The sequence below is a fragment of the Pseudomonas inefficax genome (assembly GCF_032164165.1).
In the GTDB taxonomy this organism is placed as follows: domain Bacteria; phylum Pseudomonadota; class Gammaproteobacteria; order Pseudomonadales; family Pseudomonadaceae; genus Aquipseudomonas; species Aquipseudomonas inefficax.
The window spans coordinates 122,731-136,860 of the sequence record NZ_CP134401.1 but is presented as its reverse complement, the minus strand read 5'-3'; the positions used below and the strand labels follow the sequence as shown (position 1 = coordinate 136,860).

11 protein-coding genes are annotated in these 14,130 nt (G+C 65.0%); 5 read left to right on the top strand and 6 right to left on the bottom strand.

The window, feature by feature from the left end; all coding sequences use genetic code 11:
• Positions 1-30: 30 nt before the first annotated feature.
• A complete protein-coding gene (locus RIN61_RS00605; protein WP_313855257.1) occupies positions 31-2,436 on the top strand; it encodes a TonB-dependent siderophore receptor in 2,406 nt (801 codons plus the stop codon).
• Positions 2,437-2,593: 157 nt separating this feature from the next.
• Here RIN61_RS00605 and RIN61_RS00600 read toward each other — a convergent pair whose 3' ends face one another.
• Positions 2,594-3,010 carry a RidA family protein gene (locus RIN61_RS00600; RefSeq protein ID WP_025338851.1) on the bottom strand — a complete coding sequence of 139 codons (417 nt, stop codon included), beginning with the start codon at positions 3,008-3,010 and terminating at the stop codon, positions 2,594-2,596.
• Positions 3,010-4,329, bottom strand: a complete 1,320-nt coding sequence (locus RIN61_RS00595; RefSeq protein WP_313855255.1) for a flavin-containing monooxygenase — start codon at positions 4,327-4,329, stop codon at positions 3,010-3,012. Before RIN61_RS00595 ends, RIN61_RS00600 begins: the two co-directional genes overlap by 1 nt.
• A gap of 303 nt (positions 4,330-4,632) precedes the next feature.
• Between RIN61_RS00595 and RIN61_RS00590 the strand changes: the two genes are divergently transcribed.
• Both RIN61_RS00590 and argE read left to right on the top strand, forming a co-directional pair.
• Positions 4,633-5,310 (top strand): DUF1028 domain-containing protein, encoded by a 678-nt coding sequence (locus RIN61_RS00590; protein ID WP_207878884.1) that lies wholly within the window; start codon positions 4,633-4,635, stop codon positions 5,308-5,310.
• The gene (argE, locus tag RIN61_RS00585) at positions 5,303-6,463 is read left to right on the top strand and encodes an acetylornithine deacetylase (RefSeq protein ID WP_313855253.1); all 1,161 of its coding nucleotides are present in this window, start codon (positions 5,303-5,305) and stop codon (positions 6,461-6,463) included. Before RIN61_RS00590 ends, argE begins: the two co-directional genes overlap by 8 nt.
• A 119-nt stretch (positions 6,464-6,582) precedes the next feature.
• Here argE and RIN61_RS00580 read toward each other — a convergent pair whose 3' ends face one another.
• From RIN61_RS00580 to RIN61_RS00570, 3 genes are all read right to left on the bottom strand, one after another.
• On the bottom strand, positions 6,583-7,851 hold the full coding sequence (locus RIN61_RS00580) for a carbohydrate porin (RefSeq protein WP_252378757.1): 1,269 nt from the start codon (positions 7,849-7,851) through the stop codon (positions 6,583-6,585).
• A gap of 128 nt (positions 7,852-7,979) precedes the next feature.
• A complete protein-coding gene (locus tag RIN61_RS00575; RefSeq protein ID WP_207878887.1) occupies positions 7,980-10,397 on the bottom strand; it encodes a glucose/quinate/shikimate family membrane-bound PQQ-dependent dehydrogenase in 2,418 nt (805 codons plus the stop codon).
• 206 nt (positions 10,398-10,603) lie between these two features.
• A complete protein-coding gene (locus RIN61_RS00570) occupies positions 10,604-10,954 on the bottom strand; it encodes a cupin domain-containing protein (protein WP_112252567.1) in 351 nt (116 codons plus the stop codon).
• Positions 10,955-11,071: 117 nt separating this feature from the next.
• Between RIN61_RS00570 and RIN61_RS00565 the strand changes: the two genes are divergently transcribed.
• Together RIN61_RS00565 and RIN61_RS00560 are read left to right on the top strand one after the other, a co-directional pair.
• Entirely contained in the window at positions 11,072-11,977 is a 906-nt protein-coding gene (locus RIN61_RS00565) for a LysR family transcriptional regulator (RefSeq protein ID WP_112252566.1), read from the top strand.
• A gap of 105 nt (positions 11,978-12,082) precedes the next feature.
• Positions 12,083-13,282 carry an MFS transporter gene (locus tag RIN61_RS00560; RefSeq protein WP_112252565.1) on the top strand — a complete coding sequence of 400 codons (1,200 nt, stop codon included), beginning with the start codon at positions 12,083-12,085 and terminating at the stop codon, positions 13,280-13,282.
• 170 nt (positions 13,283-13,452) lie between these two features.
• Here RIN61_RS00560 and RIN61_RS00555 read toward each other — a convergent pair whose 3' ends face one another.
• Positions 13,453-14,064, bottom strand: coding sequence for a LysE family translocator (locus RIN61_RS00555; RefSeq protein WP_207878889.1), 612 nt, complete (start codon positions 14,062-14,064; stop codon positions 13,453-13,455).
• Between the last annotated feature and the right edge of the window lie 66 nt (positions 14,065-14,130).

Below are 14,130 nucleotides of genomic sequence, written 5' to 3'. Positions count from 1 at the left end.
GTAGGAGCAAATAAAGGGGAGCCTTGTTCAATGCCTGTTGTCATGTCCAGCCGCCTGCGCCCACTGGCGCGTGCGGCACATCCGTTGTTCGCCATGAGCCTGTTGTTGTGTGCACCGGCCTGGGCCGAAGAACCCGCCCGGCGCAGCTATCAGGTGTCGCCTGCAAACCTTGGTGCGGCACTTACCCAGTTTGCCGACCAGGCCGGGGTCAGCCTGTCGCTGGACCCGGCGCTGGTCAACGGCCGGCAGAGCAATGGCCTGTCCGGCAGCTACAGCGTCGACGAAGGCTTCACCCAGCTGTTGCGCGGCAGCGGCCTGCAGCTGCTGCCGGTGGGCGAGGGCGCTTTCACATTGATGCCGGCACCCCAGGCGGGTGGTGCGCTTGAAATCGCCCCGACCAGCATCGTCGGTGGCCTGGCCGCAGGCAACGAAACGCAACCCTATGCCGGTGGCCAAGTGGCCCGTCAGGGTTCACAGGGCCTGCTCGGCACGCGCGACTTCATGGAAACCCCGTTCAGCATCACCAGCTACACCAGCGAACTGGTGAAGAACCAGCAGGCGCGGACCTTGGGCGAACTGATCGCCAGCGACCCCTCGGTGCGCGCCACCAACCCGGCGGGTGGGCGCTTCGAGCAGTTCACCATTCGCGGCTTCAGCCTGTTCAACAGCGATGTGGCCTACAACGGCCTGTACGGCATCCTGCCGACCTACTCGATCGACATGGAAATGGCCGACCGGGTCGACATCATCAAAGGCCCCAGCCAGTTGATCAACGGCATCTCGCCGCGAGGCAGTGTCGGCGGCGGCATCAATGTGCAGCCCAAGCGGGCCGGTGACCAGCCGCTAACCGAGTTTACCGGTAGCTATGCCTCTGCTGGCCAGGCAGGCGGCGCGGTGGACGTTGGCCGGCGCTTTGGCGAAGGCCAGCAGTTCGGCGTGCGCTTCAACGGCGTGAAACAGGCGGGCGACACCGAATGGGATCACCAGCGTGTCGAGCGCGAAATGGCGGTGCTGGGCCTGGATTTTCGTGGCGAGCGCCTGCGGCTTTCGGCAGACCTGGGCCATACCGAGCGCGACACCGATGCACCGCAGGAGCGGGTGCTGGTTGGTGCCAATGCCAAGGTGCCGGATGCCAGCGACGTGCGCCACAACTACGCCCAGGCCTGGAGCAAGGCGCGCACCAACGACACCTTCGGCGCGCTGCATGCCGAGTACGATATCAGCGAGTCGCTGCTGGCCTATGGCGCGGTCGGTGCGCGCAAGAGCAACCATGACTTCCTGCGCCACAACGTGTCCATCAGCAACGATGCCGGCGACTTCACCGTGCAGCCGCGCGACTTCACCCGGGATGAAACCGTGCGTACCGCCATGGCCGGCGTGCGCAACTGGTTCCATACCGGGCCGGTCAGCCACGAGCTTAACCTGGCCGCCACCTACTTCTACATGGACTTCACCAACGGCGGCGCCCGCTATGCCTCGGCGCCCAGTAACCTCTACCACCCGGTGGCCACGCCGACACCGGGCACGCCAACCCGCATCGACCCTGAGGTGTACACGGAAAACCGCTTTTCCGGCGTGGCCCTGGCCGACACCCTGGGCTTCTTCGACGACCGCCTGCTGCTGACCCTGGGCGCGCGCTGGCAGCGGGTGCAGGTGGATGACTGGAGCGACGGTATCAAGGGTGATACCGCCTACGATGAAGAGAAGGTGTCGCCTTCGGGCGGCGTGCTGCTCAAGGTCAGCGACCAGCTGTCGTTGTATGCCAACTACATGGAGGGCCTGAGCCAGGGCAAGATTGCGCCGTCGACATCGGTCAACGAAGACCAGATCTTCCCGCCGTTCACCAGCCGCCAGGTCGAGGTGGGGGCCAAGTACGACCTGGGCCAGGTCGCCTTTACCGCCAGTGCCTTCCGCATCCGCCAGCCCGCCTACGAAACCAACCCCACATCGCGGGTGTTCGGCCCCAATGGCAAGCGCGACAACCGCGGTATCGAACTGAGCGTGTTCGGCGAACCCGTGCAAGGCGTGCGCGTGCTGGGCGGGGTGATGTACATCGACAGTGAACTGACCGACACCATCGGTGGTGCCTACGATGGCAACCGCGCGCCGGCCACGCCCGAGTACAACGTCAACCTCGGCGCGGAATGGGACGTGCCTGGAGTGAACGGCCTGACCCTGACGGCGCGAGGCATCCACTCGAGCTCGCAGTACCTGGACCAGAACAACAGCAAGCAGATCGACGGTTGGGAGCGTTACGATGTGGGGGCGCGTTATGCGTTCAAAGTGGATGCCACCCAGGTTACCTTGCGTGCCAGTGTCGAGAATGTGCTGGACGACCGCTACTGGAGCTCGGCCGGAGCTTCGGATGACAGCGAGCCGGGGCTGACGCTGTCTACGCCGCGTACCTACCTGCTGTCGGCGACAGTGGGTTTCTAGCCCATTTCAAAAGTGGGCGCGTTCCCTGTAGGAGCGGCCTTGTGTCGCGAAAGGGCTGCAAAGCAGCCCCAGCAATTTCAAGTGTTGCGCATCAATCCTGGGCCGCGTTGCGGCCCTTTCGCGACACAAGGCCGCTCCTACAGGTTGAACCGATCGATCAGACCGAATCTGGCACCACGGCGATCACGTCGATTTCCATCAGCCACTCGGCCTGGGCCAACCCGGCCACCACCAGCCCGGTGGAAATCGGGAACACCCCCTTGAGCCACTTGCCTACCTCCTTGTACACCGGCTCGCGGAAACGCGGGTCGGTGATGTAGGTGGTGGTCTTGACGATGTGCGACAGGTCCGAGCCGGCCTCTTCGAGCAGTTGCTTGACGTTCTTCATCGCCTGCTCGGCCTGCGCCCGTGGGTCACCCAGGCCCACCAGGTTGCCTTCGAAGTCAGTACCGACCTGGCCGCGCACGTAGATGGTGTTGCCGGCGCGCACCGCCTGGCACAGGTCGTTGTCCAGGGTCTGGTTAGGGTAGGTGACCTTGGTGTTGAACATGCGGATGCGAGTATGGGTAGGCATCAGTGGGCTCCGAGGGTGCTGACGTTGCTGATCTTGGGTTGCTGCTGCTCATCCGCTGCGCGTTGTTCGCGGTCGCGGTAGGCGGTATAGGTGCGTTGCGTGGCGATATGGCCGGCGACGTGCTTGGCGTCGTGCCACACGCCCCAGATGAACGACGAGCCACGGCGCGACAGCCACGGCAGGCCAAGGAAGTACACACCCGGCTCGCGGGCTACACCGCGTTGGTGCTGGGGCTTGCCGTTGGCGTCGAAGGTGTCTACCTGCAGCCAGCTGAAGTCGACACCGTAACCGGTAGCCCAGATGATGCTGGTGACGCCGGTCTTGGCCAGGTCCAGTTGCTGTAGCGGGTTGCGCATGCACTCAGGGTCGGCCAGGCGCTTGCGGGCTTCGGGCTCTTCCGGCAGGTCCAGGCCGTTGCGTTCGATGTAGGCATCGGCGGCATCCAGCAGGGCCAGGTAGTTGTCATCGCCGCGGTTGATGTTCTCGACCAAGTTGTCCTGGAAGCGCGCCACGCCGTTCTCGAACGACTGGGTCAGGCCGACCAGGGTCATGCCCTGGTGGGCGAGGGCGCGGAAGTCCACGGTGTGGCCGCCACGGGCGCCACTGACGGCAATGGTCACGTGCTCGCGGCCAGGCTTGGCGATTTCCGCATCCCACTCACCCAGCACGCCCAGCCACCAGCAGAAGTCGCGGTTGCGGTAAGCGCGAGGCGGGCGATCGTGGGCGCCGACCGAGAGGTACACCTGGCGCCCGGCACGCATCAGTTCTTCGGCGATCTGCACCCCGGAGGAGCCGGCACCGACCACCAGTACAGCGCCTTCTGGCAACTGCTCGGGGTTGTAATAGGCGGCAGAGTGGATCTGGTGCAGGTTGCTGTCTTTCGGCGCGATGGCCGGGATCACCGGCTTCTGGAACGGGCCGGTGGCGGCGACCACGCGGTTGGCGCGAATCACGCCTTCATTGGTTTCGATGGTGAAACCGGGGCGGTCGCTGTTGCGCAGCACTTTCTTCACTTCGATGCCGGTGCGTACGGGCAGGTTGTACTTGCGTACGTACTGCTCGAAGTAGTCGGCCACCTGGTCCTTGCCGGCGAAGGCGTCGGCGTCGAGGTCGAATTCCAGCCCCGGGAAGCGGTCGTGCCAGGCCGGGCCGTTGGCCACCAGCGAGTCCCAGCGGCCGGTGCGCCAGGCCTCGGCGATACGCTTGCGCTCCAGCACCAGGTGCGGCACGCCAAGCTTGCTCAGGTGTTCGCTCATGGCCACGCCGGCCTGGCCGGCGCCGACGACGAGGGTGTCGATTTCGAGGTTGTTCAGTGTCATGTCCGAGCCCTTGTTCAGGCGGTTTTTGTCAGGTCGGTTTGGAGGACCGCCGTTGCCTGGGGCCAGACTAGGGATGCCGTGGAAATGGCGAAAATAGTATTTAGCTGGGGCTTGCCGATAAAACGGCGAAGGCCTTGATTCCTGCCGCCTGCAGCGGTTCCCACAGCAGCTTTTCCGGGTTTTTTTCCGAACGTTTCGTGGTCATAGTTTTTTCCTCTGCAAACCCTCGGAAAAAGGTCGTTTCGCCTGCCGCAAGGTCATCCCAGAATGCCGTGTATCGCACAGCACAACAGGAACCATGACATGACTTTTTCCATCATCGGTCGTTGCCAGGAAACCGGCCAGGTCGGTATCGCCATCAGCTCTTCGAGCATCGCCGTGGGCGCCCGCTGCCCGTGGGTGCGGGCCGGTGTGGGCGCGGTCGCCACCCAGAACATCACTCTGCCTGCACTGGGCCCGCAGATTCTCGATGCCCTGGAACAGGGCCAGTTGCCGCCTGCCGCTGCGCTGGACCGGGTGCTGAGCGCCAATGGCTGGAACGAGTACCGCCAGGTCACGGTGATCGACAGCCGTGGCCAGGTGGCGCTGTTCACCGGCAAGGAAGCCTTGGGCACGCACTGCGCCCTCGCCGGTGAGCAATGCGCGGCGGCAGGCAACCTGTTGGCTTCGACCCAGGTGATCGAGGCGATGGTGCAGGCCTTTGAGCAAGCCGGCGGGCATCTGGCCGACCGCCTGCTGGCCGCCATGCACGCGGCGATGGCCGCAGGCGGCGAGGCCGGGCCGGTGCATTCGGCGGCGTTGAAGATCGCCGGCGAGCTGACCTGGCCGCTAGTGGACCTGCGTGTGGACTGGGCCGAGGCTGACCCGATCGCTGTACTCGACGGCCTGTGGCAGGCGTATCGGCCGCAGATGCAGGATTACGTTACCCGCGCCCTCAACCCGACTGCCGCGCCAAGCTACGGGGTGCCGGGCGATGAGTGAATCTGCCAGTCGCGCGCTGCTGGCCAGGCTGATCGGCTTTGCCACGGTCAGCCGGGATTCCAACCTCGAACTGATCAGCTTCATCCGCGACTACCTGGCCGAGCTGGGGGTGGAAAGCGAACTGTTCCATAACCCGGAAGGCACCAAGGCCAACCTGTTCGCCACCATCGGCCCGCAGGGCGTTGGCGGCGTGGTGCTGTCCGGGCATACCGATGTGGTGCCGGTGGACGGCCAGGCCTGGACAGTCGAGCCGTTTGCCCTGAGTGAACGCGACGGGCGCCTGTATGGCCGTGGCACGGCTGACATGAAGGGCTTCATCGCATCGGTGCTGGCGACTGTGCCCGCGTTCCTCGTCCAGCCGTTGCGCATGCCGGTGCACCTGGCGTTCTCCTATGACGAGGAAGTCGGCTGCCTGGGGGTGCGCTCGATGCTGGCCGCGCTGGAGCAGCGTGCACACAAGCCACGGCTGTGCCTGATTGGGGAACCTACCGAACTCAAGCCGGTGCTGGGGCACAAGGGCAAGCTGGCGATGCGTTGCCAGGTGCATGGCGCGGCCTGCCACTCGGCGTACGCGCCGTATGGGGTGAATGCCATCGAGTATGCGGCGAAGCTGATCGGCAAGCTGGGTGATATCGGTGATGCCCTGGCGTTGCCGGAGCATCACGACGCGCGCTTCGACCCACCGTTCTCCACTGTGCAGACCGGTGTGATCAAGGGGGGCAGTGCGCTGAACATCGTGCCGGCGGAATGCGAATTCGATTTCGAAGTGCGGGCCTTGCCGGGGTTCGAGGCGCAGGCAGTGGCCGATCAGTTGCAGACCTATGCCGAGGCCGAATTGCTGCCGCGCATGCGCAAGGTCAATGCGGCCAGCGCCATTCGCCTGCAGCCGTTGAGTGCGTATCCGGGGCTGGCCACCCCAGCGGATAGCGAGGCGGCTGGCCTGGTGGCGTTGCTCAGTGGTTCGGATGAGTTCGGTACGGTGGCGTTTGGTACCGAAGGAGGGCTGTTCGACCAGGCGGGCATCCCGACTGTGGTGTGCGGGCCTGGGAGCATGGACCAGGGGCACAAGCCGGATGAGTTCGTCAGTGTCGAGCAGTTGCGGGGGTGTGATGCCATGTTGCTGAGGCTGGTGGATTACCTCAGGCAGGGTTGATTGCGCTGGCCTCTTCGCGGGTAAACCCGCTCCCACAGGATCTCGTCAGTCTCAAGGGCTGTGCAGTACCTGTGGGAGCGGGTTCACCCGCGAATGGGCCGCAGCGCGGCCCCGGGTATTCAGAAGGTAGCCTTGACCTGCAGGCCAACCACCAGCGCGTTGTCGATGTCCTTCCCGGAGAACGCGCCCGGCTCGATGATGTACTGCACATCCGGGCGCAGGTTCAGCCACGGTGTGGCCTGGTAGCCATAGCTCAGCTCGACCAGCTGCTCGGCGCTGTCGATATCGGGGAACTGCTGCCCGGCATCGAACGCGGCATCTTCCAGCACGTCGCGGCTACGCGGGTTGGGCACGGCACGGCCATAGCCCAGCGCCACGGTATCCTTCGGGCGACCTGCGAACGGCTTGTACAGCACCACGCCGGCGCCATACCACTTGGTGAACGGCGAGGCGGCCTTGCTCGACGCCGAGTACTGGCCGAAGGCGTGCAGGCTGCGCCCCGGCGAACCCTGGTCGTTCCACACGGCCTGGTCGACCAGCAGATAGTGGCCGCCACGGCCGGACACTTCCTCGTCGCTGCCGATGCGCTTCACATCGGAGCTGTCGTAGTAGTAGCCCAGTTTATACTCGCCAGGCAGCTCGCCCTGCAGCTTGTAGACCAGCTCTACCGGTACCACGGTGCCGGTGGTGTGCTTGGGGCCCAGGTGCCAGGCGCGGCTGGAGTTGCCGTTGCTATCCGGATCGACGTTGAACGCCGCCACACGCAGTTGCCAGGACGGTGACAGGTCATACTTCACCCGCACGCCCAGGTGGGCATTGGGGTAATTGGTCCAGCCACTGCCACCAGACATGTTCAGCGGGTGACCGCAGAAGCCGGCGTTCATGAAGTTGCACAGGATGCCACTGTCCAGGCCACCGAGGTCGTTGCCCATGGCCATGTAGCCGAGCTTGACGTTGAGTGCCGGGGTGAACAGGGTGCGCTCGTAGCTCAGCTCCGTCAGGCGGGTGTACAGGCCGCCAAAGTTTTCCTGGATCGGCAGGCGGTTGCCCACCAGGTCTTCCGAGGCGCTGTTGCCGCGGCGGTCGTTGATGGTCAGCTGGACCTTGCCGCCGTTGTCCAGGCCATGCAGTTTCGACAGGTCGAACTGCACGCCCAGTTTCAGGTTTTGCGAGTAGCGCGCCGAGCGGTGCAGGCCACCGTGGGCGTTGTAGGCGGTTTCGCCGCTGTAGTCGCCGGTGAACCTGACGCCGTCTTCTTCCAGCTGGTGACGCAGGCCGCCCCAGTCACCGGTAAGGGTGCTGCGGGTCATCAGGTCGCCGTCGGCCAGGGCGGTGCTGCTGGCGAGGGCCAGCAACAGGGTGGGGGTGATGCGAATTGCGGATGGCATTGCTGAATCTCGGGTTGTCTTCTAAGGCCTCTTCGCGGGTGAACCCGCTCCCACAGGATTTTCACTGCCCTTGCAAACCGTGCAGTTCCTGTGGGAGCGGGTTTACCCGCGAAGGGGGCGACGCGGTGTTACGGCAAGGCGTAAGAAATCACGTAGTCGCCACGGTCAGTCGACTGGCGCGCGCCGCCAGCCGTGACCACCACGTACTGCTTGCCGGTTTTCGGCGAGACGTAGGTCATCGGGCCGCCCTGGCTGCCCACTGGCAGGCGAGCTTTCCAGATTTCCTTGCCGTTGCTGCTGTCGTAGGCGCGCAGGTAGAAGTCCTGGGTGCCGGCGATGAACACCAGGCCACCCTGGGTCGACAGGGTGCCGCCGAGGGTCGGCAGGCCGATCTTGATCGGCAGGTGCATGCGGATGCCGAGCGGGCCTGTGTCCTCGACGGTACCCACCGGTACCTGCCACGCCACCTGGCGAGTCTTCATGTCGATGGCGGTCAGGGTGCCGAAGGGGGGCGCCTGGCACGGAATGCCGGCCACCGACAGGAAGCGGTTCTTGTTCACCGCATACGGGGTGCCCTTGAGCGGTACTGCGCCCATGCCGGTGTTCAATGCTTCGCCACCGGAAGCGGCACCGCCCTTGTTTTGCGACGGGATCATCTGGATCCACAGGCCCAGGCGCATGTCGTTGACGAAGATGAAACCATGTACCGGGTCGGTGGAAATGCTGCCCCAGTTCATGCCACCCAACGAACCCGGGAAGCTCAGCGACAGGTCGGTGCCCGGCGCGGTGTACAGGCCGTCGTAGCGCATTTTCTTGAAGTCGATGCGGCACAGCAGCTGGTCGTACGGGGTTGCGCCCCACATGTCCGATTCGGTCAGGGTCTGCGCGCCGATCTGCGGCATGCCCACCGACTTCGGCTGGGTGGGCGAGTACGGCTCGTTGGGGATGTTGCTTGGCTTGACAGGTACTTCGTCGACCTGGGTCAGCGGCTTGCCGGTGGCGCGGTCGAGCACGTAGATCTGCCCGGCCTTGGTGCCGATTACCACTGCAGGTACCGACTGGCCGTCGTCCTTGGTGAAATCGATCAGGCTCGGCTGCATCGGCAGGTCGAAGTCCCAAAGGTCGTTGTGCACGGTCTGGAACACCCACTTCTGGTTGCCGGTGGTGGCGTCCAGGGCCAGTACCGAAGCGCCATAGGTATGGTCCAGCTTGCTGCGTTCGACACCGTAGATGTCGGTGGACGACGAGCCCATCGGCAGGAACACGGTATTCATCGCCGGGTCGTAGGACATCGGGGCCCAGCTGTTGGGGGTGCTGCGCACGTAGGTGCTGTCGCCCTGCGGCGCCTGGCGATCTTCCGGGTTGCCGGGGTCGAAGGCCCAGCGCATTTCACCCGAGATCACGTCGAAACCACGGATCACGCCGCCTGGCATGTCGGTCTGAACGTTGTCGGCGACGCGGCCGCCGACCACCACGGTGGTACCGGCCATCAGTGGGGCCGAGGAAAGCTGGTAGTAGGAGTCCGGCACATCGCCCAGGCCGGCCTTGAGGTCAACCTGGCCATTGTTGCCGAAGCCCTGGCAGAACTCGCCGGTGTCGGCGTCGACGGCAATCAGGCGGCCATCGATGGTATTGGTCAGCAGGCGACGCTGGCAGTTGGCACCGGCCGGTACGCTGGCGACAGTGATTGGCGAGCTGTTCGGCTGGGTGGGCTGGGCGATGGCGGCAGTGGCGTCGAAGTAGGCCATGCCACGGCAACGCTGCCAGACCTTGGACTGAGCGTTGATCGCGTTCTTCCACAGCTCCTTGCCGGTGTCGGCATCGAGGGCGATCAGGTTGTTGTGCGGGGTGCAGATGAACACCTTGTTGCCGACCTGCAGCGGGGTCAGCTGGTCTTCGGCACCGTTGCCGTCGCTGAGCGCCACGTCACCGGTGTGGTAGGTCCAGGCTACCTTCAGCTTGTTGACGTTGTCGCGGTTGATCTGGTCCAGCGCAGCGAAGCGGCTGCCACCTTCGGTGTTGCCATAATGGGCCCAGTCCTTCTGCGCCTTGTCGGCCTCTACCGGGGTCATGCCCGGGCCTTTGCCGGTGGGGGCGACGCTTGGGTGGGCGACGAACATGTTGCCGGCGGCGATCGCCAGCAGCACGGCCATCACCCCGGCAATGCCATAGGCACCGCGGCCGACGCTGGCACCATTGGCACGGGCCAGCAGCGGGTAGACCAGCGCCACCACCAAGCCGATTGCGCCGAACATGAACAGGCGCGAGAACAGCGGCCAGAACACCAGGCCAGCGTCGACCAGCGCCCAGATGGCAGTGCCGACCAGGAACGCCGCGTACAGCCAGGCGCCAGCCGGTTTGCGGCGAGCGATGAGGACGCCGGCAATGGCCATGGCCAGGCCGCCGACCAGGAAGTACCAGGAACCGCCCAGGCCGGCCAGCTTGACGCCGCCCGCAGCCAGGAGGAGGCCGAGCAGGGCGATGATCACGCCCAGGCCGACCAGGATGATGTTTGTGGCGCCAGAGGCGCGCGGTGTTTCTTTCATGCCAGGGATCTCAGCAGGTGGAATGCGCGCAGTGTAATCGCTTAGCTTGCTAATTAACAAGTTGGTACATAATTTTGTGGGGCGGATTGTCGCAGGGTTGAACTCTGCAAGATGTGGCTAAAAGTCTAGAAAATGCAGTTAAAATTACACTAAACAGGATGTTCATGTCGGCTGGGTAACCCACGTTCGATTTTCGATTGCCGGAATCACGCCGGCCAGGGAGTGCCGCTGCTGTAGAACACCGCGAGCCAGACGGTGGCAGTGCCGGGTGCGGTCCATTCCACGCGGTGGCGATGATGCGGTGGGATGTCCAGGCAATCGCCCGGTGCCAGCAGGCGGGTGTGGCTCTCGTGTTCGAAGCGCAGGCCGGCGGCGCCACTGAGCAGCACGATCCATTCACCTTCGGCCTGGTCGTACCAGAAACCGGGCGGGCTGGCCTGGCCACTGGAGACGATACGTTCAACACGCACGCCCGGGCGGCTGAGCAGTTGGTCGACCCGTTCGGTGCTGGCGGGGTCGCAAGGGGGCAGGGCAGTCAGCAGGTTGGTCGGGATCATGGAAAACCTCGTTTGGAAGGGGTTGGTTCCACTATGGACGCAATTGCCGTGCGCCGCGCTTCTTGACCGGCCCGGCTGTTTGTAAGAACTTTCCGGGATTTGGAAGACGGGCAACTAATGGACAAACTCCTGGCGATGAAGATGTTCGTGGCCACCGTCGATGCCCAGGGCTTTTCTGCCGCCGCACGCCGGCTCGGGCTGGCGACATCGTCGGTGACGCGCCTGGTCGATGCCCTGGAAGCGGCGTTGGGTGCCACCTTGCTCAACCGCTCCACCCGCCAGGTCAGCCTGACCGAGGCCGGCGCCCGTTATTACGAGCGCGCGCGGGGTATTTTCGAGGCCCTGGACGAAGCCGATGCCAGTGTCGCCGATCGGGGCGAGGAGCCTGTTGGTGTGCTGCGCCTGTGCTTGCCGGTGGAGTTCGGCAGGCGGGTCATCGCCCCGCACCTGGGGCCGTTTTTGGCGATACATCCGGCTCTGGAGCTGGACATCGACCTCAGCGACCGCCTGGATGACCTGCTTGACGGGCGCTATGACCTGTCGATCCGCCTGGGCGACCCCTCGCCCAATGACGAGCTGGTATGCCGCCAGCTGGGTCGCTTCCAGCGTTGGCTGGTGGCCAGCCCGGGCTACCTGGCCGGGCGTGAACCGCTGGAGCATCCGCGGCAGCTGATCGAGCACGCCTGCCTGCGCTTTCGCTACGGGCAGAAAGGGCGCCCCTGGCGCCTGGCCCGTGGGCAGGACAGTCTGGAACTGGACGTGAGCGGGCCGTTGCGCAGTGCCAATGCCGACATGTTGCGCGAAACCGCACTGGCGGGCAGCGGTATCGCGCTGTTGGCCGACTGGCTGGTGCAAGAGGATGTGGCGGCCGGGCGCCTGCAGCGGCTGTTCCCCGATTGGCAGGCCAGCCCTGGCGCGGCCAATGACAGCATCAACGCCCTGTACCTGCCCAACCATCGTGGTTCGCGGCGGGTGAATGCCTTTATCGACTTTTGCGAAAATTTGCTGCAGCGTAGCACCTAGTGTTGCGCAGTGCGCAAAGCCCTGTTGCGCCAGCGCTGGATTCTCGCCAAGAGTGCGTCTGGGTAAGGTGGCCGGCATATTCCAGCCATTGCCGAGGACACTCGCATGAATCCCTCCCTTGCCGCCGCGCAGCCTGCAGCCACCGGCCTCAGCCGGGCCCTGGTCGCCCTGCTGGCGTTCTGCTGCGGCGCGATCGTCGCCAATATCTACTATGCCCAGCCCATCGTCGGGCTGATCGCCCCGGACCTGGGGCTGTCCACCGAGCATGCCAGCCTCATCGTTTCGCTCACGCAGCTGGGCTATGCCTTGGGCCTGCTGTTGCTGGTACCGCTGGCCGACCTGTTGGAAAACCGCCGCTTGATGGTGGCTACTGCTGTGCTGGCCTGTGTCAGCCTGCTGCTGGCGGGGACCAGCAGCAGTGGCCAGGGCCAGCTGTTCCTTGGCTATGCACTGCTGATCGGTTTCAGTTCCGTGGCGGTACAGATGCTCATTCCGCTGGCGGCGCACCTGGCGCCGGAGCAGCAGCGTGGGCGGGTGGTCGGCAACATCATGGGCGGCCTGCTGCTGGGTATCCTGCTGGCGCGGCCGTTGTCCAGCCTGGTGGCCGACTACTTCGGCTGGCGTGCGGTGTTCATTGGCGCTGCCGGGGTGATGCTGGCGATCATCCTGTTGCTGGCCCTGACCTTGCCGCGGCGAGTGCCTGAGCACAAGGCCAGCTATGCGGGGCTGATGCTGTCGCTGCTCACGCTGCTGCGCCGTTATCCTTTGCTGCGCCAGCGCTCGCTGTACCAGGCATTGATGTTCGCGGCGTTCAGCCTCTACTGGACGGCGGTGCCGATGGCCCTGGCAACCCAGCATGGCCTGTCGCAGAGCCAGATCGCGGTATTCGCCCTGGTGGGCGCGGTGGGCGCCGTTGCCGCACCCATGGCCGGCCGCCTGGCCGATGCCGGGCATGCCCGGGCCGGTTCGCTGCTGGCGTTGTTGCTGGCACCGGCGGCACTGTTGCTGGGGCTGACGGCACCGGGCTACAGCGTGATCGGCCTGGGCGTGACCGGCGTGCTGCTGGATTTTGCGGTGCAGATGAACATGGTCATCGGCCAGCGTGAAGTGTACGCGCTGGACCCGGCCAGCCGCGGGCGGCTGAACGCGGTGTACATGACCAGCATCTTCCTGGGTGGGGCGCTCGGTTCGGCGGTTGCCAGTGCGGTGTTCGGCCAGTTTGGCTGGCAGGGTGTGGCGCTGGTGGGGGCGGGGTTGCCGGGTGTGGCCTTGCTCATCTTCCTGGCCAAAGCGCGCCGGGGTTGAATGCGAGCCCACAGGTTGTCGCGATCCCTGTAGGAGCGGCCTTGTGTCGCGATGGGGCGCGCAGCGGCCCCGGGATATCGGCTTCGCTGCTGATATTGCCGGGGCTGCTTTGCAGCCCTTTCGCGACACAAGGCCGCTCCTACAGGGATCGCGACAGCCTTTTCGTAGTGCTACCGCCCAAGCGGCAACGCCACACCTATCACGGCAAACAGGCTGCCGCAGCAGCGGTTGAAGCCCTTGCCGCCCTTGGCCAGCCATGGCCGGATGCGAAATGCCAGGCGTGCCAGCAGGTATTCGACCAGGAACTCGACACTGGCAAAGGTAGCCGCCATCACCACGAACTGCAGCAGCAACCCACGCTGCGGGTCGATGAATTGCGGCAGGAAAGCACCATAGAACAGCAACACCTTGGGGTTGGCCATGGCCGACAGCAGGCCTTGGCGGAACAGGCCGGCATTGCCCAGCCGCGCGCTTTGCGCGGTCAGTTCCAGGTGCAGGCCCGGGCTGCGCCACAGCTGGATACCCAGCCAGATCAGATAGGCACCACCCACCCACTTGAGCACGCTCAGCACCGACGCCGAAGCCTGTAGCAAAGCGCTGAGGCCGAACATGGCCAGGGCGATCAGGGCACTGAAGCCAAACACCCCGCCAACGATGGTGAACAATGTCCGGCGTGCGCCATACAAGGCACCGTGGGTCAGGGCCAGCAGGCTGTTGGGGCCCGGGGTCAGCGACAGGCCGATGCTCGCCAGCAGGTAGATGAGCCAAGTGTCGAGTGCCATGGGGGAAATGCCTTGTTGGTGTGGAGGGCGCCAGTCTATGGCGCCGGCCTTGGCCGGCAAGGGTAT

Coding starts and splice junctions, on each gene's coding strand:
- RIN61_RS00605 (WP_313855257.1), top strand. CDS start 31: ATGCCTGTTGTCATGTCCAGCCGCCTGCGCCCACTGGCGCGTGCGGCA.
- RIN61_RS00600 (WP_025338851.1), bottom strand. CDS start 3,010: ATGCCTACCCATACTCGCATCCGCATGTTCAACACCAAGGTCACCTAC.
- RIN61_RS00595 (WP_313855255.1), bottom strand. CDS start 4,329: ATGACACTGAACAACCTCGAAATCGACACCCTCGTCGTCGGCGCCGGC.
- RIN61_RS00590 (WP_207878884.1), top strand. CDS start 4,633: ATGACTTTTTCCATCATCGGTCGTTGCCAGGAAACCGGCCAGGTCGGT.
- argE (WP_313855253.1), top strand. CDS start 5,303: ATGAGTGAATCTGCCAGTCGCGCGCTGCTGGCCAGGCTGATCGGCTTT.
- RIN61_RS00580 (WP_252378757.1), bottom strand. CDS start 7,851: ATGCCATCCGCAATTCGCATCACCCCCACCCTGTTGCTGGCCCTCGCC.
- RIN61_RS00575 (WP_207878887.1), bottom strand. CDS start 10,397: ATGAAAGAAACACCGCGCGCCTCTGGCGCCACAAACATCATCCTGGTC.
- RIN61_RS00570 (WP_112252567.1), bottom strand. CDS start 10,954: ATGATCCCGACCAACCTGCTGACTGCCCTGCCCCCTTGCGACCCCGCC.
- RIN61_RS00565 (WP_112252566.1), top strand. CDS start 11,072: ATGGACAAACTCCTGGCGATGAAGATGTTCGTGGCCACCGTCGATGCC.
- RIN61_RS00560 (WP_112252565.1), top strand. CDS start 12,083: ATGAATCCCTCCCTTGCCGCCGCGCAGCCTGCAGCCACCGGCCTCAGC.
- RIN61_RS00555 (WP_207878889.1), bottom strand. CDS start 14,064: ATGGCACTCGACACTTGGCTCATCTACCTGCTGGCGAGCATCGGCCTG.